We start from the raw sequence: 24,875 nt of genomic DNA on the forward strand, positions 1-24,875 counted from the left end.
ACGGTACGCTTAGCAATACTGAAAGGTTTTGCTGATGTCATGTCACTCATCCCCGCGTAGCGGGTTGGCAACTTTCGTCAACGGGATAACGCCGCCCCTTCGCTCCACCCTCATTACAAGGGCTTCATCGCTACTACGGGCAGCTCCGCCCCTCGTTCCGGCATCGGTATTCTTCCTCATGGTGTCTGCCATTTGTCATTTCCCTTCGCATCCAGAACAAGGTTCTCACGTTCCATACCGAAGCCTGTGTTGAGCTCATGCTGCCTTTACACCGACTGCCACCGGGCCCGTAAACAGGTATCGTCCCGATTAATCCTGGAGCATCGGACCGGCCCCAGTTTTGACAGTATTTATCAGCCTAACGATGCGTCATCGGCCGGTTTGCTTTCGCTCATCTTCTCAACACGTACCTGACATCTTTGCGATGCCTTTTCCCCAGTCGCTCACCACCACGACTTTTGATCGCAGCGGCACTGGGCGGTTTGAAGCCAGCTCCTGCAAGCCGACTTCGGGAGGCCTGCTCCCATCTTCAATACAGCATCACAAGCTCTCACTTGTGTTCGTGACACACGCCCGAAAGGCTGCTAGAGCCAGCCGGCGTCGCGCGCGAGCCGGAACGCCTCGACCCGGTTGCCCGCGTTGAGTTTGCTGATCGCCTCCGACAGGTAGTTGCGCACCGTGCCCTCCGACAGGTGGATCAGCCGGGCGATGTCGGCGCTGCTCTTGCCCTCGCCGGCCAGGCGCAGGACCTGGCGCTCGCGCTCCGACAACGGGTCGGCGCCGCCGCTCCAGCTCTCGAGCGCGAGCTCGGGCGCGACCACGCGCCCGCCGCCGTGCACGGTGCGGATCGCCGCGGCCAGATTTTCGGCCGGCGCGTCCTTGAGCAGATAGCCGCGCACCCCGGCCGCGAGCGCGCGCCGCAGGTAGCCGCTGCGCGCGAAGGTGGTCACGATCACGACCTTGCACGGCAACCCGAGCTCGGCCAGCGCGGCGGCCAGTTCGAGCCCCGTCATGAGCGGCATTTCGATATCGGTGAGCACGACGTCGGGCCGGTGCTCCTTGCACATGGCCAGCGCCTGCTGGCCGTTGGGCGCCATGCCGACCACCTCGATGTCGCCCTCGAGCCTGAGCAGGGCCGCCAGCGCCCCCAGCAGCAGCGCCTGGTCTTCGGCGATCAGGATCCGGATCATGCCGCCGCTCCCATCGGCAAGCGCAATTCAAGCGCCAGCCCGCGTTCGAGGCGCAGGGCCAGCGTGCCCCCGAGCGCCTCGACGCGCTCGTGCATGCCGCTTAGCCCATTGCCGTGCAATAGCGCGCCGACGCTGGTCAGCGAGGTGCCGTCGTCGGCGACCCGCAACACGATCTTGCCGTGCTCGAGCGCGAGACTGAGTTCGCAGTGGCGCGCGCCGGCGTGGCGCACGATGTTGGTCACCGCCTCGCGCAGCGCCAGCGACAGCACGTTCTCGGCCGCCGCCGGCAGCGCGATCGGCGCCACCGTCGCGCCGAGCGTGACCCGGGCAGCGGCCAGGCTGACCCGCGCGCTTCCCAGTTCGTGCGCGAAGCCGGTCTGGCGGTAGCCGGTGACGGCGGCGCGCACCTCCGACAGCGCGGTGCGCGCGCTCGTTTCGATGTCCTTGATCTCGGCGCGGCAGGCGGCCGGGTCGCGCTCGACCAGTTTGCCCGCCAGTTCGGCCTTGAGCGTGATGAGCGAGAGCGTGTGGCCGAGCAGGTCGTGCAGGTCGCGCGAGATGCGTTCGCGCTCGGCGATGGTGGCCATGTACTCGACCTCCTCCTGCTTGCGCAGCAGTTGGTCGCGCGAGCGGCGCACGCTGCTCTCCATGATGCTCGAGACGCCGATCGGAATCCCGCCGGCCAGCGCCGGCAGCACGAAATACAGTTGGCTGCGGCCAAGCGGCAGCGCCACCAGCAGAGCCAGCGCCAGCACCACGGCCATCAGCAGATAGGCCCTGCGCTGCGACTCGATGCCGGCGCACATGGCGCAGGCGAAGATGAAAAAGGTCGAGGCGCCCGGATTGTGCCGCGCCCACAACGCGCCGAGCAGGCAAAAGCCAAGCACCAGCAGCACGTTGAGCGCGCGCTCCCGGTGCTGCCAGAAGCTGGCGAAATACATCGGGACAAACACCAGCATGGTCAGGGCCAGGGCCGCGCCCTCACCCGGGCCCGGCAAGCCGCGTGTGTATTTCAAGAACAGGAACCCGATGCTGGTAACCCACAGGTATGGCGCCTTGCCAAACTTGGGGGGAGTCCACGGTCCCGCGATCACTCGCCTGATTCTGTCGATGCCGACCATTTGCCTTCGCGCCTTTTGTTGTTCCGATTGTTCAGACCCGCTTACTTACTCCTTACTCATTCAACAGGCGCACGTCCGCAAGCTCAAACTTGTACTCGCCCGGCTTGGGACCGGCATTGAACGCTATCATGGTGATTGCACTTGTGTCTATGCCTTTGAAGTCGGCGAACGGCATCGCCACCTCGGTCCACTCGGGTCCCGCCGTGAAGCCCTTGCTGACCGGGATCGCCCCCCCTTGCGACATCATCGACACGGCGTACGTCTGGCCGTCGCCGCGCACCTTGAAGCGCACCAGCCTAGCCGCGCTCAGATTGGCCGGCTGCATCGGCTGCGCGCCCGGCATGAAGGCGACGCCGGCCCATGGATACGGAAACCCCGCGGCGACGCTGGCGCTGACGGCCAGCGGCGCTTGCGCGTTGGCGTCGGGCGCGCCGGCCTGCACCTTGACCTTCGATTTTCCGCCCATGAAACCGTCGTCCGACGGCATCCAGACGCCGAACGGGCCGGCCAGCTTGTCCTTCGAGAACAAGCTGATGCGCCCGTCGGCCGGCAGCGCCAGCATCCCGGGCGGCTTGGCCGCGCGCTCCCGCGCCACCAGCGCGCGCTGCTTCTCGCGCAGGGGGGCGGCGTCGGCGCCGTCCTTCCAGACGGCGACGATGCGGCGGGTTGCGGCGATGTCGCTGCCCGGATCGCCCTCGACCAGCAGCAGGTCGGCCTTGTAGCCGTTGGCGATGCGGCCGCGTTGGCCGAGCCTGAAGGCGGCCGCCGGCGCGGCGCTGGCCGCCGCCAGCGCCTGCACCGGCGTCAATCCGGCCTTCACCAGGGAGGCCATTTCGTGGTGCATGCTGATCCCGTGCTGGGTGCCCGGATTGCCGGCGTCGGTGCCGGCCAGCACCGGCACCCCGGCCTTGGCTAGCGCCGCCACCAGCGCGTTGGGCGCGGCCAGCAGGCCGGGGCGGCTGGCGCCGCCCGCGTAGTTCGATTTGAGCGTCGCGGTCTGCTCCTTGTCCATCAGCGCGCCCAGCCCGGCGTCGCCCAGGATGTCGGCCGCGCCGACCCCGGCCACGCTCTCGAGGACGCTGAAGGTGGGGATCACGAAGGCCCTCCATTCTTTGGCCAGCGCGACGAGGCTGGCCAGTTCGGCGGCCGGCATGGCCTCGCCGACGAACAGGTGGACCAGGCCGTCGGCGCCCATCGCGAGCGCCTTGCGGGCGTCGGCCGCGGTGCTGATATGGACCACCGCCAGTTTGCCGCGCGCGTGCGCGGCCGCGACCAGCGCCTTGACGGTCGCCTCGTCGAGGCTCGGCGTGGCATGGCCGGGCCGCCCCGATTCCATCACGATCTTGATGAAGTGCGAGCCCTCGGCGATGCGCGCGTCCACGAACGCCTGCGCCTGGCCGGGCGCGCTCAGGGTCGGGATCGGCATGCCGAACTGGGTGCCGTGCCCGCCCGGCGCGGTGGCCAGGGTGCCGGCCGAGAACAGGTCGGCCTGCTCGCGGTTCCCGCCCGCCTTCATCTTGCGCGTCGCGTCCTGCATCACCTGCACGGCGGTGAACATGTCGACCTGGGTGGTCACGCCGAACAGCAACGGCAGTTCGGGATGGCGGTAGGCGTGCACGTGCGCGTCGATCAGGCCCGGCAGCAGGGTGCGGCCGGCGCCACTGACCACGGTCGCGCCGCGCGGCGCCGCGCCGCGGTGGTCGGCGTTGACGATCACCGCGCCGTCGAACAGCACCGAGCGTTTGGCGTGCATGCGCTCGCCGTCGAACACGCGCACGTCCTGCACCAGCGTGGGGGCGGCGGACGCCGCCATCGAAACGCCGAACACGCCGGCGAGGAAGAGTGTCTTGACCAGCGGCTTGACGAATGCTTGTTTCATGTTTGCTCCTTGGTTTGGATGCATCCATCATGCCGCCGGCGGGCGATGGCCGCCAGACGCAAACGACATGACTTTGGCATGACATTTGTCACCCGGAGCGCGCCGCATCTATGAGTGAGACGCTCCAGAAATCGTGTCGATATAATTTGAACGACAAAAACCCACATCGTCCTCGCGAAGGCGGGGACGATGTGGTGGTATTTCTTAAGTCGGGCCCCGCTCCACCTTGAACCTTTCCCGCCCGCTGTCCGCGCACCGTCCAGCGACCCTGTCCGCACGCGCACGGACAGCGCGGCCGCCCGGCGCCTTCCTTTTAAAATCAATCACTTAGCCTTTGGCACGGTTCGTGCTCCACCACTTGTAATTACATCCGGGCAGCCACCATGATCAAAGACACCTCATCCCAGGACGCCGTGCTGACCACCCCGCCGGCGCAGCGCCTCAAACGCGGCCTGCTCTGGAGCGCCGCCGGCGCCGCCGCGCTCGCCGCCGGCGCCTACGTGCTGCTGGGCTGGAGCGGCAGCGAACACTCGGTCAACGCGGCGCGCCTGCGCGTGGCCGAGGTCACCCGCGGCACCCTGGTGCGCGACGTCGCCGTGACCGGCCGCCTGGTCGCCGCCGTCAGCCCCACCCTGTACTCGACCGCGCCGGCCACGGTCACGCTCAAGGTCGAGGCGGGCGACACGGTCAAGAAGGGCCAGGTGCTGGCGGTGCTCGAATCGCCCGATCTGTCCGACGCGCTCAAACGCGAACAATCGAGCCACGAACAACTCGTCGCCGAGGTCGCGCGCCAGCACATCTTGGCGCGCAAGCAGAAGCTGCTGGCCCAGCGCGAGGCCGACACCGCCCAGATCGACAGCGTCTCGGCCCAGCGCACGCTCGAGCGCTACGAGAGCGTCGGCCAGGTCGGCATCATCGCCAAGATCGATCTGCAAAAGGCCAAGGACGCGGTCAACTCGGCCGCCATCCGCGCCAAGCACGCCGCTCAGGCCGCCGTGCTCGAAGGCGACGACGTCACGCTCGAACTCAAAACCCGGCAAAGCGCGCTCGAACGCCAGCGCCTGTCGATGGCCAACGCCCAGCGCCGCGTCGACGAGCTGACCGTGCGCGCCCCGGTCGACGGTTTCATCGGCACCCTGTCGGTGCAGAACCGCGGCGTGGTCGCCGCCAACACCGCCCTCATGACGCTGGTCGACCTGTCGCGCCTCGAGGTCGAACTGGCGATCCCCGAAACCTACGCGGCCGACCTTGGCCTCGGCATGACGGCCGAGGTCAACCTGCCGGCCGGCACCGTCAACGGCAAGCTGTCGGCGCTCTCGCCCGAGGTGGTCAACAGCCAGGTGCTGGCGCGGGTGCGCTTCGACGGCGCCCAGCCGGCCGGCCTGCGCCAGAGCCAGCGCGTGAGCGCGCGCCTGCTCATCGAGGAGCGCGCCAACGTCGTCATGCTGCCGCGCGGCCCCTTCCTCGAGCTCGAGGGCGGGCGCTTCGCGTATGTGGTGCACAACGGCGTGGCCGTGCGCACCCCGGTCAAGGTCGGCGCGACCAGCGTCTCGTCGGTCGAGATCCTCGGCGGCCTCAAGATCGGCGACCAGGTCGTCATCGCCGGCACCGACACCTTCAACAACGCCCAACGCGTCTCGATCAACAACTGACACCGGACTAGCACCGACTTCAGTCCGCACCCACATCAACCCAGTCACCCGAAGAGGACACCCATGCTGCGCATGAACAACCTGAGCAAAGTCTACCGCACCCACATGATCGAAACGCACGCGCTGCGCGGCTTCGAAATCCAGGTCAACCAGGGCGAGTTCGTCACCGTCACCGGACCCTCTGGATCGGGCAAGACCAGCTTCCTGAACATCGCCGGCCTGCTCGAGGAGTTCACCAGCGGCGAGTACATCCTCGACGGCGTCAACGTCGCCGGCATGGACGACAACGCCCGCTCGCGCCTGCGCAACGAAAAACTCGGCTTCATCTTCCAGGGCTTCAACCTGATCCCCGACCTGTCATTGTTCGACAACGTCGACGTGCCGCTGCGCTACCGCGGCTACAACGCGGCCGAGCGGCGCAAGCGCATCGAGGACGCGCTGGCCAAGGTCGGCCTGGCCTCGCGCATGAAGCACTACCCGGCCGAACTGTCGGGCGGACAGCAGCAGCGCGTGGCGATCGCGCGCGCGCTGGCCGGCTCGCCCAAACTGCTGCTCGCCGACGAGCCGACCGGCAACCTCGACACCCAGATGGCGCGCGGCGTGATGGAGCTGCTCGAGGAGATCAACGCCCAGGGCACCACCATCCTGATGGTCACCCACGACCCCGAACTGGCCGTGCGCGCCCAGCGCAACGTGCACATCATCGACGGCCAGGTCTCGGACCTGGTGCGCAAGGCGCCGACGCTGTTCGACGCCAAGGCCGGCGCCGCCAACCACGTCGCTTAAGGAGCGGGGCATGTTCAAATATTACTTCCTGCTCGGCGTGCGCAGCCTGCGCCGCAACCCGGCGCTGACCGCCCTGATGGTGCTGACCCTGGCCATCGGCGTGGCCGCCAGCGTCTCGACCCTGACCATCCTGCACGTGATGTCGGGCGACCCGATCCCGGGCAAGAGCGACAAGATCTTCATACCGACCATGGACATCGGACCGCTCGAGGGCTATGTGCCGTCCGAGCGCGATGCCGACGACCAGCTCACCTACATCGACGCCATGAACCTGCTCAGGAGCGACCAGGGCGTGCGCAAGACGGGCCTGTTCGGCACCACCTACGCGCTCGAAGCCGGGCGCGCCGACCTCGGCATGCTCTCGGTCGAGGGCCTGGCCCCGAGCCGCGACTTCTTCGCCATGTTCGGCGTGCCGTTCAAGTACGGCCAGCCATGGAGCGAGGACGACGACAAGAAGGGCGCCGACGTGGTCGTGCTCAGCCGCGCCCTGTCCGAAAAATTGTTCGGCGAGGCCGACCCGGTCGGCAAGCGCATCAACCTCGAGGGCCTGCCGCACCAGATCGTCGGGGTCATGGACAAGTGGCGCATGGTGCCCAAGTTCTACCGCCTGATCGGCGGGCCCGGCGCCTTCGGCGTCCAGGAGGAATTCATGGTGCCGCTGTCGACCGCGATCCGCAACAAGTCGGGCCACTCGGGCAGCATGAGCTGCAGCGCGCGCCGCGCGCCCGGCTACCAGGGCCTGCTCGACTCCGAATGCACCTGGATCCAGTTCTACTTCGAGATGAACGCGGCCGGCGAGCGCGCCGCGCTGCAGAACTACATCGACAACTACAGCGCCGAGCAGCGCAAGCTGGGCCGCATGAAGCGCAACGCGCCCAACAAGCTATACAACGTGATGGAGTGGCTCGAGCGCCAGAAGGTGGTCGGCAACGACAACCGGCTCTCGGTCTGGCTCGCGTTCGGCTTCCTGCTGCTTTGCCTGGTCAACACGATCGGCCTGCTGCTGGCCAAATTCTCGGTGCGGGCGGCCGAGGTGGGCATCCGGCGCGCGCTGGGCGCCTCGCGCAGGGAGATCTTCCAGCAGTTCCTGATCGAGACCGGCGTGGTCGGCCTGGCCGGCGGCGTGCTCGGCCTGCTGCTCGCCTTCGGCGCGCTGGCCCTGATCCGCACCCAGTCCGACGACCTGGCCACGGTGGCGCACATGGACTGGACCATGCTGGGCGCGACCTTCGGCCTGTCGCTGCTGGCCGCCGTGCTGGCCGGGCTGCTGCCGACCTGGCGCGCGTGCCAGGTCACGCCGGCCATCCAACTTAAATCGCAGTAACCGAACCGAGAGAACCTCCATGGAAATCCGTCCCATCCTCTCTGCGCTGTTGCGCAGCAAAACCGGCGCCATCCTGGTCGCGCTCCAGGTCGCGATCAGCCTGGGCATCCTGGCCAACGCCCTGCACATCGTCAACGTGCGCCAAGGCGTGGCCAGCCGCCCCAGCGGCCTGGCCGACGAGGGCAGCCTGTTCACGATCTCGGTGCAGCACCTCAAGCGGGGCAGCCACGAAGAACAGGTCGCAAGCCAGCGCGGCGCGACCGCGGCCCTGCGCGCGGTCGGCGGCGTGACCTCGGCCGCCTTCGTCAACCAGGTCCCGATGTCGCAGTCGGGCAGCACCAGCAGCGTGGCCGCCGACTCGAAGCAGGACGCGCCGACCTGGCCGGCCTCGGTCTACTACTCGGCCGATTCGATGATCCAGACCTGGGGCCTGAAGCTGGTCGAGGGGCGCGACTTCAGCCCCGCCGACGTGGTAGTCAAGGACGCCACCGCCGACCGGGTGCCGCCGCGGCAGGTCATCGTCACCCAGGCGCTGGCCAAAAAAACATGGCCCGACGCCACCTCCGTGATCGGCAAGACCCTGTACTTCGGGACCGGCACCGAGGCCGAGGGCGCGCAGGTGGTCGGCGTGGTCGAGCGCCTGCAGACGCAGGGCGCGCAGGTCAGCGAAAGGGGCCTGTATTCGGTCATCCTGCCGGCGCTGGTGACCAACGACTACAGCATCAACTACGCGGTGCGCGCCGAGAAGGGCCAACGCGAGCGCGTCATGAAGGAGGCCGAGGCGGCCCTGCGCAAGCAGTCGGCCACCCCGGTGCTGCTGCGGATGCAGTCCATCGACGAGGTGCGCAAGCAGCGCTACCGCTCCGACATGGCGCTGTCGTGGATGCTCGTCACGGTCAGCGCGCTGCTGCTCCTGATCACCGCCAGCGGCATCGTCGGCATGGCCAGCCTGTGGGTGCAGCAGCGGCGCAAGCAGATCGGCGTGCGGCGCGCGCTGGGCGCGCGCCGGGTCGACATCCTGCGCTACTTCCTGACCGAGAACTTCATGATCACCAGCGCCGGCATCGGCGCCGGCGTGCTGTTCGCGGTGGGACTGAACTCGCTGCTCGTGTCCAAGCTCGAGATGGCGCGCCTGCCGCTGGGCTACCTGGGCGCGGGCGCCGCCCTGTTCTGGCTGCTCGGCTTGCTCGCGGTGTACGGCCCGGCATGGCGCGCGGCGAGCATATCGCCGGCCACGGCCACGCGCAGCGCCTGACGTTGTGGAAGTCGCGCAGGCGATACTGGGCGGCAACGCCCAAAGTCAGGGATGCCGTCTCGAAATCTTCCGCTATCGGGGGTGCCACAGGCGCTTGTCGTGGCGCGCGGCGCGGCTCGCCCTTTCGCGACACCCGCCTCCGCGAGGGCGAGGTGGTTTTAGATTTGTGACGATGCTATGCTTGCGGCCATGCCTACTGTACTGATCATTGACGACAACGCCGCGGTCGCGATCGCGCTCGAAGTCCTGTTCTCCCTGCACGACATCGACGCGCTGCGCGCGGCCTCGCCCGAAGAGGGGCTGGCGCTGCTCGCGCGCACCGAGGTCGACCTGGTGATCCAGGACATGAACTTCAGCGCCGACACCACCTCGGGGGCCGAGGGGGTCGCGCTGTTCCGCGAGATCCGCCGGCGCCATCCCGACCTGCCCGTCATCTTGCTGACCGCGTGGACCCACCTCGACGCCGCCGTCGAGCTGATCCGCTCGGGCGCGGCCGACTACCTGTCCAAACCGTGGAACGACGACCGCCTGCTCGCGAGCGTGGCCAACCTGGTCGAACTGGGCCAGGCCAACCGCGCGCTGGCCCGGCGCGCCGCGCGCGAGCGGCGCGAACGGCGCGAGCTCGAAACCGGCTTCGACCTGCGCGGCCTGGTGTGGCGCGACCCGGCCACCGAACGCGTCCTGCAGCTGGCCTGCCAGGTCGCGCGCGCCGACGTGCCGGTCCTGATCAGCGGTCCCAACGGCACCGGCAAGGAGCGCATCGCAGAGATCATCCAGGCCAATTCGGCGGTGCGCGACGGCCCCTTCGTGGTGCTCAACTGCGGCGCGCTGCCGTCCGAGCTGATCGAGGCCGAACTGTTCGGGGCGGAGGCCGGCGCCTACACCGGCGCCTCGCGCGCGCGCGAGGGCAAGTTCGAGGCGGCCGACGGCGGCACCCTGTTCCTCGACGAGATCGGCAACCTGCCGCTGGCCGGCCAGATGAAACTGCTGCGGGTGCTCGAGACGGGGCGCTTCGAGCGGCTCGGCTCGAACCGCGAACGGCAGGTGCGGGTGCGCGTGATCAGCGCCACCAACGCCGACCTGGGCGCGATGATGCGCGCCGGGACCTTCCGCGAGGACCTGTTCTACCGCCTCAACGTGATCGAACTGCGGCTCCCCTCCCTGGCGGCGCGCCCGGCCGACATCCTGCCGCTCGCCGCCAGCTTCCTGGGCAAGGGCAAGAGCCTGGGCGGCTCGGCCGAGGGCGCGCTGCTGGCACACGGCTGGCCGGGCAATGTGCGCGAGCTCAAGAACGTGATGGCGCGCGCCAACCTGCTCGCCGCGGGCGACCTGATCACGGCGGCCGACCTCGGGCTGCCGCCGGGCCCCGCGCCCGCCGCCGAGGCCGAACCGGACCGCGACGCCATCGGCCAGGCGCTCTCGCGCGCCAACGGCGTGATCGCGCAGGCCGCCGCCGACCTGGGCCTGTCGCGCCAGGCGCTGTACCGGCGCATGGAGCGGCTCAGGATCGAACGCGCGTGAGCGGCGCCGAGCCCGGGATGCCGGCGCCGGCGCCGGCACCCGCGGCCGCGCTGGCCCGGGGCATGCGCCTGTCGCTGGTGACGCGCTGCATGGCGCTGGTGGGCACCCTGCTCGCGCTCGGCGTGCTCGCCGCGCTCGCGCTGCACATGCTGCTGCCGGACCGGCCGCTGCTGGTGTTCGGCTTGTGCATGGCGGCCATGCTGCCGCTGGCGTACCTCGCGGTCGCGGCCCGGGTGCGGCCGGTGCTGTCGATGTTCCGCGCGCTCGAGGGCACGGTCGCGAGCTACCGCGACGCCGATTTCTCGTTCGGCCTGCACTGGCCCCACAACGACGAACTGTCCGACCTCGTGGCCGGCCACAACGCGCTGGGCAATGTGCTGCGCGAGCAGCGCATTGGGCTGGTGCAGCGCGAACTGCTGCTCGACACCATGGTACAGAACACGCCGGTGGCGATGCTCCTGGTGGCCGGCGGCGGCGCCATCGTGTACGCCAACGTGGCCGCGCGCCAGTTGCTGGGCGCGGGACGCAAGCTCGAGGGCCACCCCCTGGACGCGATCATCGACAGCACCGCGCCGGCGCTGGGCGAGGCGCTCGCCCGCGGCGGCGACGGCTTGTTCACCACCGGCGACGGCGACGACGAGGAGGTCTACCACCTGGCGCGGCGCAGCTTCACGCTCAACGGGCGCAAGCACGAGCTGCTGCTGCTGCGCCAGCTCACCTTGGAGATGCGGCGCCAGGAGGTGCAGACCTGGAAAAAGGTGATCCGCGTGATCAGCCACGAACTGAACAACTCGCTCGCCCCGCTCACCTCGCTGGCGCACTCGGGCGCCGAGTTGGTGCGGCGCGGCCAGACCGAGCGCCTGCCGCAGATCCTCGCGACGATCGAGGAGCGCACCCGCCATTTGGAGACCTTCATCCTCGGCTACGCGCGCTTCGCCAAGCTGCCCTCGCCGCGGCTCGAGGCCTGCGCTTGGGACGAGTTCGCCGCGCGGCTGGCCGACCAGGTGCCGTTCTCGGTCGACGGCGCGCTGCCGGCCGACCCGGCCCACGTCGATCCCGCCCAGCTCGAGCATGCCATGCTGAACCTGCTCAAAAACGCGCACGAGTCGGGCTCGCCGCCGGGGCAGGTGCAACTGCGCGTCAAGAGCGCGCTGGGCATGCTGCGCATCGACGTGCTCGACCGCGGCCAGGGCATGAACGAGGCGGTGCTGACCAACGCGCTGGTGCCGTTCTACTCGACCAAGCGCAGCGGCACCGGCCTGGGCCTGGCGCTCGCGCGCGAGATCGCCGAGGCCCACGGCGGGCGCATCACGCTGGCCAACCGCGACGGCGGCGGGCTGGTGGTGAGCCTGATCCTGCCGGCACCCGGACGCTAGGAGCGTGTCGGACTTAGGGAGTCGAAGCGAAAAAAGTGCTGGACGAGGACAGATTTTGATGATTTCGCATAGCCAATAGCGAGCTATTGGCCGAGAAAGCGGCGAAATATGGACCGTCCAGCACTTTTTGCAGCCGACGATCCTAAGTCCGACAGCCTCCTAGGGCAGCTCTTCAGGGACCGTGTCGATTCGCCCCGAGCCGCCCGGCAGCGCGCCGCCGCCGATCACGGCGGCCCAAAAATCGTCGGCGATCGCGGCGGCCATGAAATCCTCGCCGCAGCGGCTGAGATGGTTCAGGTCTTTGAATATCAGGCAATCCTTGTTCCACAAGGAATATTCACTGGACGCAAACGCGTCGACCAGGGAAAAATACTCGACGCCGGATGTCCGGCTGCCCCGGGCTATCGCGCGGTCCAACTCCTTGAAGGCGGCCAGGCTGATACCGTTCATTTTTGCCTGACGAAACAGTATCTCACGTGACGACACCTGCGCCTCGGCCCACGGGCCGACCCAGACGAATCTGAGCGGGACCCCGTCCCGGCCCAGGTAGCCGAAGACCTTGTCGATCTGGCCGACGTTTATGCGTAGCGGGGTGCGCCCGTTGAATTTTTCGGGTGGAAAGGCATCACCCTTTTCGTTGTGCAACATCGAGTTTCCCGTTTGATGGTAGACGGCCACCTTGACCTCCATCGCATGCCGGCGCAGGAAGCCGCGCAATTCGCCGAATTTGCAAAAACTTTTATCGGTGTCGATCCGGCAGTACCCTTGGGACACGCCGACGACAAACGGGGACACGCGCGCCTTCGCCATGACGTTGTAGAGATTCATCGCGTGCGAATCGCCGAAAACGAGGACGGCCTTGCCGTAGCGTTTGGCGCAGGCGCCGAACCTGCGCTCCAACTCGGGCGTCATGGTGCGCCCCCAGAACCGGCAATCGCCGTCGTCGAACATGAAGTCGTACATGTCATAGGCAGTGTGCGCCGCGATCAGCTGCGCCCTGCCTTTTTGCTGTTCCGACAGGGTGTCGTAATAGTGGCCTTTGTATCCGTCCTGGAAATTCCAATAGGATCCGACCAGGATGAAGAATGCACTGCCCGCAAGGCTGTACCCGACTATCCGCCTGCGCCCGAAGCGCCGCCTGTCGCGGAACGGCGCCTCGACGAAGCGCCAGGTCAGATAGCCGAGCGCCACCGACGCGGCGATCAGGACGCCCGAAACGGTGGTGTCCAGCTCGCTTAGATAACGGTGTTTGGCGAACGCGAGCAATGGCTGGTGCCACAAGTAGGTGCTGTAGCTGATCAACCCTACGCCGACGAGCAACTGGCTGCCCAACAACCGGCCGACCAATGTTTGTGGCCCGGCAAATAGTAAGATGAGCACGCTGCCCACGGTCGGAACCAGCGCGTACAGGCCGGGGAATGGCGTTTGCTTGTCGAACGCGAGGACGGCGAAGACGATGAGCAGCAACCCGAGCAGCCCCCCAAGCTGGCCCAGCCAGGCATGCGGCTCACGGCCGCCGGCTTTCAGATGGAAGGCGGCGAACGCGCCAAGCAGCAATTCCCAGCCGCGCATAGGCAACAGGAAAAAGGCGGCCCCCGGCCGATTCATCGCGGCCCACTGCGCCAGTGCCAGGCTGGCCACGGCCACGAGCGCAAGCATGAGCAGGGTGCGCCGGCGTCCCGAACCCCACGCCAGCATCAGAAAGACGGGGAAGATTAGATAAAACTGCTCTTCCACCGCCAGGCTCCAGGTGTGCAACAAGGGCGCCAGTTCGGCGGCAGTGGCGAAATACCCCCCTGCCTGCCAGAACAGGAAATTCGACCCGAAGCCCGACACCGCGATCAGGCTTTGCGCGAAACTTTTCAGATCGGCCGGCATCAAGCTCACCCACGCGAGCCCAAGGCAGGAGAACATGACGATGTACAAGGCGGGAAGTATGCGCCGCGCCCGGCGCTCATAAAAATCGGCGAGCGAAAACGCGCCCTTCTCCATGTCCGAGATGATGATCGTCGTGATCAGGTAGCCGCTGATGACAAAGAAGATATCGACGCCCACGAAGCCGCCGGAAAACGTTTGGAATCCCGCATGAAAAAAAACCACGGGCAAAACGGCGAGGGCACGCAAGCCGTCTATTTCTCTTCTATAGTCCATCCGCTTCAGACTTTTCTTGCTGGAAATGGTTCATTCTATCAGCCCGGATCCGGTGCTTGCCCTTTGATGGAACGGCGGCCCCGGCGCAAATATTGATGAGCGCGTTATGTCGGACAATACCGCTCTGATGATCGTCATTCAACCCCTTAAAACCGCCGTCCGCCGCACCGGCCAGGGAATAGGCTTGCCGGTTCCGGGACGTCGCTCTATTGTCGAGCCTACAACTCAACGCACGGAAAGATAGATATGACATTCGGATCGACGACGCAGGCCGGCCTTGCCCAGCAACAGCATGGCGCCACCACGACATCGGCGCGGCGCCGTTCGCTGCAGGATTTCGCGGGGACCGCCCTCAAGGCCGCGGCCGCTTTCTGGCTCGCCGTGACCGCCATCGGCCAACTGATTTTTGTCGTGTATATCGTGGCGCTGTATGGCCGCTCCACGGTGCAGGGCAACTTCGCGGCCTGGAACAAGGTCATGCCGCACGGTTATGTTCCTGGCGATTCAATCGGCAACGCCGCCCTCGCGGGCCACATGCTGTTGGCCGCCATCATCATGCTCGGCGGGCTGCTCCAACTGGTTCCCCAACTGCGCACCCGGGCGCCGGCCTTCCACCGCTGGAACGGACGGGTCTATCTGCTGAGCGCCGTCGCCGCCAGTCTCACGGGGCTGTACATGGTGTGGTTCCGGGGGGCTGCCGGCGACCTGATGCAGCACCTCGGGATCAGCTTCAACGCGCTGCTCGTGGTCGTCTGCGGCGCCATGGCGCTGCGCCATGCGCTCGCCCGCAAATTCGCACTGCACCGCCGCTGGGCGCTGCGCCTGTTCCTCGTCGTCAGCGGCGTCTGGTTCTTCCGGGTCGGCCTGATGTTCTGGATTGTCGTCAACGGCGGCCCGGCCGGTTTCGACCCTGAGACATTCCGCGGCCCCTTCCTGTCCTTCCTGTCGTTTGCGCAAACCCTGTTGCCGCTTGCCGTGCTCGAGCTCTATCTGCGCGCGCAGGACCGCGCCGGCGCCGGCGGCAAAATCGCGATGGCGGCGGGCCTGTTGGCGCTGACCCTGGCCATGGGCGTGGGCATCGGCGTGGCGACCATGGGCTTGTGGTTGCCGCACATTTAGACCCGGATGTACTTGGCGACGGCCTACGGCCTCACTTGCCTGCGACGGCCAACAATGCCTTGGGGTTTGCCGCGGCGATCGCGAGCAAGGTGCGCGCGGCGCCGCTCGGGCGCTTGCGCCCCTGCTCCCAGCCCTGCAAGGTGCGCACGGAGACGCCTAAAAGGGCCGCAAACTGGGACTGCGACAGCCCGGTCTTGAGCCGCGCCTCAACGACCAGTGACGCAACGACCGGTGATGCTGCGACTGCCACCTGGCCGGCTTTCATTTCGCGCACCGACTGCAGCAACTCGGCTGCAAGGTCGCGTGTCGCCTCGTAGGCGTCCAGCTCGGACTTGCCAAGAGGTTTATTTTTCAAGGGCACGCCGATTTTCCTTCAATTTTTGACCGCTGGGGTTGAAAGTCCTTAATTTCGCAGTTTTCGACGGCGGTGGGCATGCGGCGAATGTCCCCCCCGGAAGTAGGCTTGTCCATCGTCCTGCGAACCCTTCGCGCAGCGGCGGACTGGTAAGATGGGCGCCTGCACAGTCCATCCCCTTTCTCCCATGCCCCGCAAACCCTCCCCCCCGTCGACCGGGGCCGGCCGCTTCGAGCAGCCCGGACATCCGCCCGCCACGATCACCGAGTTCCGCGGCGTGCGCTTCATGCACCTGGGCACCTCGTGGGTCCAGGGCGCGATGCGCATCGACAAGCCCGACGCCATCGAACTCGACTACATCCGCATGATGATGATGTGGCTGCTGTTCATCGAGCGCCCCGGGCACGTCGTCCAGCTCGGCCTCGGCAGCGCGGCGCTGACCAAGTTCTGCTACCACCGCCTGCCCGGCGCGCGCGTGACCGCGGTCGAACTGAACCCGAACGTGATCGCGATCTGCCGCGCCCTGTTCGCGCTGCCGCCCGACGACGAGCGGCTCGCGGTGCGCGAGATGGACGCGCTCGACTTCGTGCTCGACCAGGCCAACCACAACAGCGTCGACGTGCTGCAGGTCGACCTGTACGACGAACAGGCGCGCGGGCCCGTGCTCGACACGCCCGAGTTCTACCAGGGCTGCCTCGACTGCCTGACCGCGGACGGCGTGATGACGACCAATGTGTTCGGCGATTTTTCCAACTACGACAAGAACCTGCGGGCCATGGAGGCCGTGTTCGACGCCGTCGTCTGGCTGCCCGAGGTGCACGACGCCAATATCGTCGTGATCGCCTTTAAAAGAGCGCCGCAGATCGATTTCAGCGTGCTCCACAGACGCGCCGCCGAGATCAAGGGCGCCCTCAACCTGCCCGCCAAAGGCTGGGTCACCGGCCTCAAATCGTGGATGCACGACCACCAATAACGCTGAAAAGAAATTTTAACCAACCGGCAATGTTACCAGCCTTTCCCATGTGCCAATTTGATAAATATTCAATATTTCTTTTTGGAATGTAAAACGCAACACATCCGCAAACCGCGTTAGGCGCTCCCGTTTCCCTCCTGCAATATTTTTGCCACTTCGCGCGCTCCCCACAATGGCACGCCCCGAAAGTTCAGGCCGCCCCACCGGGCGCGCCACGACAAACCGCAAAAAAAACAGAGGGATGACATGAACCACACCAAGGGCAAACGCACTCTGAACCGCACCCTGCTGGCCTCGGCCATGATGCTCGCGCTGCAACAGGCCTACGCGCAGGCGCAGGCCGCCGCCGCGCCCGCCGCCGAGCCGACCCAGACGGTGGTCGTGCTCGGATCGCGCTCGAGCGCCAAGACCGCGCTCGACACCGCCGTCCCGGTCGGCCTGATCAGCGCCAATGACCTGGCCGGCGCCGGCCCGCTGGAACTGGGCAAGCTGCTGCAGACGCTCGACCCCTCGTTCAACTTCTCGTCCACCTTCATCAGCGACGGCACCGACATCATCCGCCCCGGCACCCTGCGCGGACTCGGCCCCGACCAGCTGCTGGTGCTGGTCAATGGCAAGCGCCGCCACCAGCAGGCGTTGGTGAACGTGCAGCAAACCATCGGGCGCGGCTCGGCCGGCACCGACATCAACGCCATTGCGCTGTCGGCGATCCAGCACATCGAGGTGCTGCGCGACGGCGCCGCCGCCCAGTACGGCTCCGACGCGATCGCCGGCGTGATCAACATCGTGCTCAAGTCCCAGGTCAAGGAGACCCAGATCAGCAGCACCGTCGGCACCACCGCCGAGGGCGACGGCGACCTGGTCTCGGGCAGCGCCAACACCGGCGTGCGGCTCGGCGAGCGCGGCTTTTTGAACCTGTCGGTCGAGGCGCGCCGCCGCGGCGAGACCAACCGCGCCGGGCCCGACACACTGCGCGTCGATCCGCCGCGCGTGACCCAGCGCATCGGCGACAGCCTCGCCAAGGACGCCTTCGTGTGGTTCAACGCCGCCATCCCGGCCGGTCCGGACGGCGAGCTGTACGCCTTCGGCGGCGCCTCCAGGCGCACCGGCGACTCGGCCGGCTTCTTCCGCTCGGCCGGCGACGGCCGCACCGTTCCGGCGGTCTACCCGAACGGCTTTTTGCCGAACATCATGACCACCGTCAAGGACGCCTCGTTCGCCGTCGGCTTCAAGCGCGAGCTGTCCAACGACTGGCGGATGGATTTGAGCGTCAACCACGGCCGCAGCGAACTCGGATTCCGCGAGCGCAATTCGATCAACGTGAGCTACTGGTACGAGCCGAAGCCGGGCGGTGGCATCCACGCCGAATCGCCGCTCGAGGCCGACACCGGCAAGCTCAAGTTCAACCAAACCACCTTCAACGCCGACATCAATGGTCCGATGAGCCTCGGCGGCAAGCGCTTCGCCGTCGCCGCCGGCTTCGAGTACCGCGCCGACAACTACCAGATCGTCGCCGGCGCCCCGGTCTCGTGCCAGTACGGGCGCACCAACAACCCGGCGATCGTGATCCGCGACCAGGTCGGCGGCGCAGCGGCGTCGGGCATGCAGGGCTTTCCCGGCTACACCCCGGGCACGGCGGTCGACGACGGGCGCCACAACGTCGCCCTCTACCTCGACGTCGAGCACAACCTGACCGACAAGCTGTTCGCCGCCGCCGCCGTGCGCTACGAGAACTACTCGGACTTCGGCGCCACCACCACCGGCAAGCTGAGCCTGCGCTACGACCCGTCGCCAACGCTCGGCCTGCGTGCCAGCGCCTCGACGGGCTTCCGCGCGCCGAGCGTGCAGCAGCGCTTCTACAGCTCGGTGTCGACCAACCTCAACGCGGCCGGCGAACTGACCGACACCCTGACCGCGCGCGAAGGCAGCGCCATCACGCGCGCCTTCGGCATCGCCCCGCTCAAGGAGGAAACCTCGAAGAGCGCCAGCGTCGGCATGCTCGTGCGCTTGAAGAAAAACTTCTCGGTCACGGGCGACCTGTACCGCATCGACATCGACGACCGCATCGTGTTCTCGAGCGCCATCTCGCCGAGCACCCCGGCGATCGCGGCCATCCTCAACCCGCTCAAGGCCGGCCAGGCGCAGTTCTTCACCAACGCGGTCAGCACCTCGACCACCGGCCTCGACATCGTGGCCGAGCACACCACCAGGCTCGCGGGCTCGACCCTGGTGCTGTCGGGCCAGCTCGGCTTCAATGAGACCGAGGTCACCGGGCGCCACTCGCAGTCGAGCGTGCTGACGGGCGAACAACTGTTCGACCGCTCGCAGGTGACCCTGCTCGAGCGCGGCCAGCCGCGCCGCCACCACGTGGTCGCGGCCGACTACACGGTTGGCGCCTGGAACGTGAACACGCGCGCCAACTACTACGGCGCGGTGCAGGGCGAGGGCTTCACGGCGCCGTTCATCCAGACCTGGGAATCGAAATGGCTGGTCGACATGTCGCTGCGCTACGCGCTCACCAAGCGCATCAGCGTCGCGCTCGGCGCCAACAATGTGTTCGACACCTACCCGACCGAGTGGGACAAGACGCGCGCCGCGCCGTTCCCGCAACTGGGCTTCACCCACTGCTGGGAAACCTGCCCGATCGGCGTGAACGGGCGCCAGGTGTATGCACGCCTGGACGTGGCGTTCTAAGCTTTCTACGCGTTCTAGGCTTTCTACTTAGTTTCGCAACAATAAAGGCGAATGGAGCAGCCCGCGGCAACCAGTCCGCTTTTCTGATGTCTTAGTGATAAAAAAAGCAACGAAAGAATGGACAGATGCCCCTCCCGCGTGTTTGAATCTGGTTCTACTGCGCAAACGCGCAGCGTGCGCGCACACAATGCGCGCCACGTTGATCAATCGAACCGGCAACCGGTCAAACAGGAGTACGCATGCGTCTTAAACCACTAGTCCTCACGCTCGCCCTTTCCCTCGGCTTTACCATGCCAGCGCTGGCGGCCGACGCCGCCGCGCCGGCCGCCGCCGTCAAAGCCGCCAAGCTGAGCACCGTCGAAGGCATCACCGAATACACGCTGCCGAACGGCCTGCGCGTGCTGCTCGCGCCGGACTCCTCCAAGCCGACCACGACCGTCAACATCACCTACCTGGTCGGCAGCCGCCACGAGAACTACGGCGAGACCGGCATGGCCCACCTGCTCGAGCACATGGTGTTCAAGGGCACCGCGACCAGCGGCAACCTGATGGAGGCGATGGGCAAGCGCGGCATGGACTTCAACGGCACCACCTTCATGGACCGCACCAACTACTACGAGACGTTCCCGGCGACCGACGCCAACCTCGAGTGGGCGCTGGCGATGGAAGCGGACCGCATGGTCAACAGCACCATCCTGCGCTCGGAACTGGAGAAGGAATTCTCGGTAGTGCGCAACGAGATGGAAAGCGGCGAGAACAATCCGCACCTGGTGCTGTGGAAGCAGATGACCGCGGTCACCTACGACTGGCACAACTACGGCAAGAGCACGATCGGCGCGCGCGCCGACGTCGAGAACGTCAAGATCGAGAACCTGCAGAACTTCTACCGCAAGTACTACCAGCCCGACAACGCGGTGCTGGTAGTGGCCGGCAAGTTCGACCCGGCCAAGACGCTGGCCCTGATCGAGAAAAATTTCGGCGCGATCGCGCGCCCCACGCGCGTGCTGAGCCCGACCTACACGGCCGACGCCGCGCGCGACGGCGCGCGCGAGCTGACGGTCAAGCGCATCGGCGACAAGACCCTGGCCGCGGTGCTGTACCCGACCGCGTCCGGCTCGCACGCCGACTCGACCGCCATCGCCTTGCTCGGCGAGGTGCTGGCCAGCAGCCCGAACGGCCGCCTGCACAAATCCATGGTCGAGGGCAAAAAGGCCGTCGGCGTGAGCAACTGGGCGCTCGCCCTGGCCGAGCCGGGCTACATCGTGTTCTGGTCCGAGCTGTCGAAGACCCAGTCGGTCGACGAGGCGCGCAAGCTCATGCTCGAGCACATCGAGGGCATGAAGAAGCGTCCGGTAACCGCCGAAGAGCTCGGCCGCGCCAAGGCCAGCCTGCTCAACGACATCGACAAGACCATCAACAACCCGCAGGCGCTGGGCACCGAACTGTCGGAGTCGATCGCGATGGGCGACTGGCGCCTGTTCTTCCTGAACCGCGACCGCATCGAGGCGATGACGCTGGCCGACGTCCAGAAGGCGGCCGAGAACTATTTCAAGGAAACCAACCGGACCTTCGGCCGCTTCCTGCCGATGAAGGAATCGGACCGCACCGTCACCCCGGCCACGCCGGACGTGGCCAAGCTGCTCGCCAACTACACGGGCCAGGCCGCCGTGGCCGAGGGCGAGGCGTTCGACGTGAGCCCGCTCAACATCGAAAAGCGCACCAGCCGCGTGACCCTGCCGAACGGCCTGAAGCTGGCGTTTCTGCCCAAAAAGACCCGCGCCGCGACCGTCAACGGCCAGTTCGACCTTGAAGTGGGCGACGAGAAGACCTTGTTCGGCCAGTCCGCCATCGCCGACCTGACCGCCGACATGCTCATGCGCGGCGCCGGCAAGATGAGCCGCTCCGAGATCACCACCCGCCTCGACGCGATCAAGACCAAGCTCTCGATCAGCGGCAAGGGTTCGGGCGTGAGCGTGCGCTTCCAGACCTCGCGCGCCAAGCTGCCCGAAGTGCTGACCATGATCGGCGACCTGCTGCGCAGCCCGACCTTCCCGGCCACCGAGTTCGAACAACTGCGCGCCGAGAACCTGACCGCGATCGACGGCAGCCGCAACGACCCGCAAGCGGTCGGCGTGCGCATGGTGCAGACGGAGCTGAACCAGTTCAAGAAGGGCGACATCCGCTACGTTGGCAGCGTCGACGAGGCGATCGCCAGCTACAAGGAGGCGACCCTGGCCGATGCCAAGCGCTTCCACCAGACCATGTACGGCACCAACAACGGCAAATTCGCGTTGGTCGGCGACTTCGACGCGGCCCAGGTCGAGGCGCAGCTCAAGGACTTGTTCGGCAACTGGAACAGCAAGAACAAGTTTGTCCGCCTGGCCGAGCCGATGCCGACACCGAAGCCGAACGCGCGCCAGGTCGAGACCCCGGAGAAGGCCAACGCCTTCTACATGGCCGCGCTGCCGATCAAGCTCAAGGACATCGACCCGGATTATGCGACCGCGCTGCTGGTCAACGAGGTGATCGGTGGCGGCACACAGTCGCGCCTGTTCGCCCGCCTGCGCCAGAAGGACGGCATCAGCTACGGCGCCGGCAGCTTCATGCAGGCATCGAGCTTCGAACAAAACGGCTCGCTCGGGATGTACGCGATCTACGCGCCGGAGAACCTCGAGCGCGTCAAGCTCGGCATCAAGGAAGAGCTCGAGCGTTATGTCCGCGACGGCATGACCGCGACCGAGCTCGACGAGGCCAAGAAGGGCCAGATGCAGCAGCGCCAGACCAGCCGCGCGCAGGATGGCGGCTTGGCCGCCGGCCATGTCAACCACCTCAAGTCGGGCCGCACCTTCGCGCGCACCGCCGAAACGGACGCTCAGATCATGGCTGTCACGCTCGAGCAGGCCAACGCCGCGATCAGGAAGTACATCGAGCCTGGCAAGTTCCTGCACGTGTACGCGGGCGACTTCGCCAGCGCGGCCAAGAAGGCCGCGCCGGCTCCGGCGGCGGCGCCGGCAGCACCGGCACCGACCGGCGCCAAGTAAGCGCTGCAAGAGCCAGTGAAAACGGCCCGATTCGTCGGGCCGTTTTTTTGTCACCAACACGTCATCCCCGCTAAGGCGCACTGCCGTCCGGAACAAATAACTTGACTTCCAGCTGATGCCAAATCGGTCCAGGAAGCCTCGAAAATCGTGAAATCGAATTTACAACCACAAGGATAAACGTCATCCCCGCGAAGGCGGGGCCCCATACACAGCATGCCCCTACGCGAAGCCGCCCCCTTCAGGCCAGCGGCATCACAGCCATTCAGAACCTATCACTTGATCTCCCCCTCCATCACCTTGGCACTGGTCTCAAGCCCCTTCACGAAGGCCGCATCCGGATACTGACTGCGCATCGCGGCCACCAGCTCCGCCGTGCAAAACTGGGGACAGACCCCTGTTTCGTGGAAATATGGCCTTTCGGGGTCAGATAGCGTCTTGATTTGGGCGGGCACGGCCCTCCCCTGTGTCAATCTAGTTGTCGCAATGATCGACATCGATGCGATACACTCGAGGGTTGCTGCGTCATATCGACGCCAATCACACGTCAATACGGCCATCGATGAAACCAAATTTTCTTGCCTGCGTAATGCCCTTGTTCCTGCTTGGCGCAGCACCTGCTGCCCATGCCGACGTCGACTATCAGCTGCGCGTTTCCGACGCCGCCCAGCATCTGGCCGAAGTGCGCGCCACCTTACCCGCAGTTGCCGGCAATACGCTCGATGTGCAGATGCCAAACTGGCGCACTGGCCGCTACCAGATCGTCAACTCCGCCAACGGCGTCGCCAGTTCAAGGCGGTCAACGCCAAGGGCCAAGCGCTCGCCGTCAGCAAGACCGACAAGGGAACCTGGCAAGTGGCCACACGCCCTGGCGACGCCGTCACCGTCAGCTACGAGGTGTATGCCAATGCCTTGGGCGAACGCACCCGCCATATTGACGACACCCATGCGTATCTCGATGCCAGCGGCGTGTTCGTGTATGCCGCCCCGTTCCGTGCCGAACCTGTCAAGGTCAAACTCGATGTGCCAGCCGGCTGGAAGTCCCGCTCCGGCATGGAGCCGGGCGACTGCGGCCACTGCTTCGTCGCGCCGAACTACGATATCCTGATCGACTCGCCGATCGAATCGGGCATCCACGAGTTCCACAGCACCACGGTTGACGGGCGCGAGATTGAAGTGGCGATCTGGGGCCGCGGCGATTACGACGCCAAGAAGATGACCGAGGACCTGAAGAAGATCGTCGTTGAAACCGGCAAACTGTATAACAACCAGTGGCCGTTCAAGCGCTATCTGTTCATCGTGCATGCGACCGACGGGGTTGGCGGCGCAACCGAACACATTAATTCCACCGTGATCCAGAGGCCACGCTGGAGCTTTGCCACGCGCAAGGACTACCTCGGTTTCCTGCGTACAGCGGCGCATGAGTTCTACCATACCTGGAACGTGAAGGCCTACCGCCCCAAGGAAATGGTGCCCTACAATTACCAAAATGAGAACTACAACCCGCTGCTGTGGATTGCCGAGGGCCATACCTCGTATTTCGATGAGCTGATCGTGCTGCGCGCCGGACTGCAAAAGCGCGAAGAATTCATGGCCGAGTATGCGAAGCTGATCGACGACTACCGCCACCAGCCGGGCCGCTTCCAACAAAGCGCCAGTGAATCGAGTTTCGATGAATGGATTTCGGTCGGCGGCGAGCGAGCGCGCAATGCCTCGGTCAATATTTACACCAAAGGCCAGATTCTGGGCCTGATGATGGACATCGAACTGCGCCGCCAGACCAAGGGCGGCAAGGGTCTGGAAGACATGCACCGTGTTCTGTACCAGCAGCACTCCGTCGCCATGGGCGGGTACGACCCCAAAGCGGTGCGCGCTGCGCTGCACCAGGTCAGCGGCCAGGACTGGAGCGATTGGTGGTCCAGGTATGTGGATGGCACCGCGGAAGTGCCGATCGACGCCTTGCTCGACACCGTTGGACTGCATGTCATGATCGACGTGCCGAAAGAAGAAGAACGCAAGGAACATTGGTGGGCCGGCTGGCGCATGAAAGAAGGCAGCGATCCGGCCCTGGTGCTGCAGGTCGAGCGCGATAGCCCGGCTTGGCAAGCCGGTGTCGTGTCGGGCGACGTGCTGCTGGCAGTCAATGGCATCAAGGTGTCGGCCAAGGATGTGTCGGAGAAGCTGAGCCTGTCAAGTCAGCCGCCGTTCACGCTGCACATGTTCCGCCGCGACGAGCTGCGCCAGATGCAGCTGACCCCGGTTTTGCAGCCTAACGGCAAGGCCAAGGTGAAACCCGTTGCCAAGCCAAACGCGCTCCAGAAGGCGCTCAATGCGGCATGGCTTGGTGTTGCCTGGCCAAAGGAAGAGTCCGCACAATAAACCGGCTGAACCGACTTTGGTTCCTCAACGCTGCTATGCCAGGATCAATGCCTTCTGTCGCT

The 24,875-nt window shown here is 66.2% G+C and carries 17 protein-coding genes and 1 pseudogene; 12 read left to right on the forward strand and 6 right to left on the reverse strand.

The genetic code is table 11. The features are described from left to right. Window positions 1-584: 584 nt before the first annotated feature. The 3 genes from C7C56_RS14595 to C7C56_RS14605 all read right to left on the reverse strand — a co-directional run bounded on the left by C7C56_RS14595 (window position 585) and on the right by C7C56_RS14605 (window position 4,190). Complete coding sequence (locus C7C56_RS14595) at window positions 585-1,190, reverse strand: response regulator transcription factor (RefSeq protein ID WP_106758107.1); 606 nt, start codon at window positions 1,188-1,190, stop codon at window positions 585-587. Further along, window positions 1,187-2,206 (reverse strand): sensor histidine kinase, encoded by a 1,020-nt coding sequence (locus C7C56_RS14600; RefSeq protein WP_229458785.1) that lies wholly within the window; start codon window positions 2,204-2,206, stop codon window positions 1,187-1,189. Before C7C56_RS14600 ends, C7C56_RS14595 begins: the two co-directional genes overlap by 4 nt. Window positions 2,207-2,363: 157 nt before the next feature. Beyond that, window positions 2,364-4,190 carry a CIA30 family protein gene (locus C7C56_RS14605; protein ID WP_106758109.1) on the reverse strand — a complete coding sequence of 609 codons (1,827 nt, stop codon included), beginning with the start codon at window positions 4,188-4,190 and terminating at the stop codon, window positions 2,364-2,366. 383 nt (window positions 4,191-4,573) lie between these two features. Between C7C56_RS14605 and C7C56_RS14610 the strand changes: the two genes are divergently transcribed. The 6 genes from C7C56_RS14610 (at window position 4,574) to C7C56_RS14635 (ending at window position 12,104) form a co-directional block, all read left to right on the forward strand. Then, the gene (locus C7C56_RS14610) at window positions 4,574-5,842 is read left to right on the forward strand and encodes an efflux RND transporter periplasmic adaptor subunit (RefSeq protein WP_106758110.1); all 1,269 of its coding nucleotides are present in this window, start codon (window positions 4,574-4,576) and stop codon (window positions 5,840-5,842) included. A gap of 63 nt (window positions 5,843-5,905) precedes the next feature. Continuing rightward, window positions 5,906-6,628 carry an ABC transporter ATP-binding protein gene (locus C7C56_RS14615; RefSeq protein WP_106758111.1) on the forward strand — a complete coding sequence of 241 codons (723 nt, stop codon included), beginning with the start codon at window positions 5,906-5,908 and terminating at the stop codon, window positions 6,626-6,628. 10 nt (window positions 6,629-6,638) lie between these two features. Next, the gene (locus C7C56_RS14620) at window positions 6,639-7,952 is read left to right on the forward strand and encodes an ABC transporter permease (RefSeq protein WP_106758112.1); all 1,314 of its coding nucleotides are present in this window, start codon (window positions 6,639-6,641) and stop codon (window positions 7,950-7,952) included. Between the two features lie 19 nt (window positions 7,953-7,971). Continuing rightward, entirely contained in the window at window positions 7,972-9,207 is a 1,236-nt protein-coding gene (locus C7C56_RS14625; protein ID WP_106758113.1) for an ABC transporter permease, read from the forward strand. A gap of 189 nt (window positions 9,208-9,396) precedes the next feature. Next, window positions 9,397-10,728, forward strand: coding sequence for a sigma-54-dependent transcriptional regulator (locus C7C56_RS14630; protein ID WP_106758161.1), 1,332 nt, complete (start codon window positions 9,397-9,399; stop codon window positions 10,726-10,728). After that, window positions 10,725-12,104, forward strand: a complete 1,380-nt coding sequence (locus C7C56_RS14635) for a sensor histidine kinase (protein ID WP_229458786.1) — start codon at window positions 10,725-10,727, stop codon at window positions 12,102-12,104. The genes C7C56_RS14630 and C7C56_RS14635 overlap by 4 nt, the downstream gene beginning before the upstream one ends. A gap of 159 nt (window positions 12,105-12,263) precedes the next feature. On the opposite strand, the gene C7C56_RS14640 is transcribed toward C7C56_RS14635, so the two are convergent. Then, complete coding sequence (locus tag C7C56_RS14640; protein WP_181373184.1) at window positions 12,264-14,228, reverse strand: acyltransferase family protein; 1,965 nt, start codon at window positions 14,226-14,228, stop codon at window positions 12,264-12,266. Between the two features lie 273 nt (window positions 14,229-14,501). On the opposite strand from C7C56_RS14640, the gene C7C56_RS14645 reads away from it, so the two are divergent. After that, entirely contained in the window at window positions 14,502-15,374 is an 873-nt protein-coding gene (locus tag C7C56_RS14645; RefSeq protein ID WP_106758115.1) for a DUF2306 domain-containing protein, read from the forward strand. A 31-nt stretch (window positions 15,375-15,405) separates the two neighbouring features. Here the strand turns inward: C7C56_RS14645 and C7C56_RS14650 are convergent, their stop codons facing one another. Continuing rightward, entirely contained in the window at window positions 15,406-15,735 is a 330-nt protein-coding gene (locus C7C56_RS14650; protein WP_106758116.1) for a helix-turn-helix domain-containing protein, read from the reverse strand. 181 nt (window positions 15,736-15,916) lie between these two features. On the opposite strand from C7C56_RS14650, the gene C7C56_RS14655 reads away from it, so the two are divergent. The 3 genes from C7C56_RS14655 to C7C56_RS14665 all read left to right on the forward strand — a co-directional run bounded on the left by C7C56_RS14655 (window position 15,917) and on the right by C7C56_RS14665 (window position 22,437). Beyond that, entirely contained in the window at window positions 15,917-16,702 is a 786-nt protein-coding gene (locus C7C56_RS14655) for a spermine/spermidine synthase domain-containing protein (RefSeq protein ID WP_106758117.1), read from the forward strand. A gap of 246 nt (window positions 16,703-16,948) precedes the next feature. Next, window positions 16,949-19,396 carry a TonB-dependent receptor plug domain-containing protein gene (locus C7C56_RS14660; protein ID WP_106758118.1) on the forward strand — a complete coding sequence of 816 codons (2,448 nt, stop codon included), beginning with the start codon at window positions 16,949-16,951 and terminating at the stop codon, window positions 19,394-19,396. Between the two features lie 239 nt (window positions 19,397-19,635). Beyond that, complete coding sequence (locus C7C56_RS14665; protein ID WP_106758119.1) at window positions 19,636-22,437, forward strand: M16 family metallopeptidase; 2,802 nt, start codon at window positions 19,636-19,638, stop codon at window positions 22,435-22,437. A 272-nt stretch (window positions 22,438-22,709) separates the two neighbouring features. Here the strand turns inward: C7C56_RS14665 and C7C56_RS14670 are convergent, their stop codons facing one another. Further along, a complete protein-coding gene (locus C7C56_RS14670; protein ID WP_146204490.1) occupies window positions 22,710-22,889 on the reverse strand; it encodes a hypothetical protein in 180 nt (59 codons plus the stop codon). Between the two features lie 134 nt (window positions 22,890-23,023). On the opposite strand from C7C56_RS14670, the pseudogene C7C56_RS29935 reads away from it, so the two are divergent. Beyond that, window positions 23,024-24,168, forward strand: a pseudogene (locus C7C56_RS29935) (M61 family metallopeptidase); the annotation flags it as partial. Window positions 24,169-24,477: 309 nt separating this feature from the next. Continuing rightward, entirely contained in the window at window positions 24,478-24,813 is a 336-nt protein-coding gene (locus tag C7C56_RS29940; protein ID WP_229458789.1) for a PDZ domain-containing protein, read from the forward strand. Window positions 24,814-24,875 lie beyond the last annotated feature (62 nt).

The sequence above is a fragment of the Massilia glaciei genome, from assembly GCF_003011895.2.
Taxonomy (GTDB): Bacteria; Pseudomonadota; Gammaproteobacteria; order Burkholderiales; family Burkholderiaceae_D; genus Telluria_A; species Telluria_A glaciei.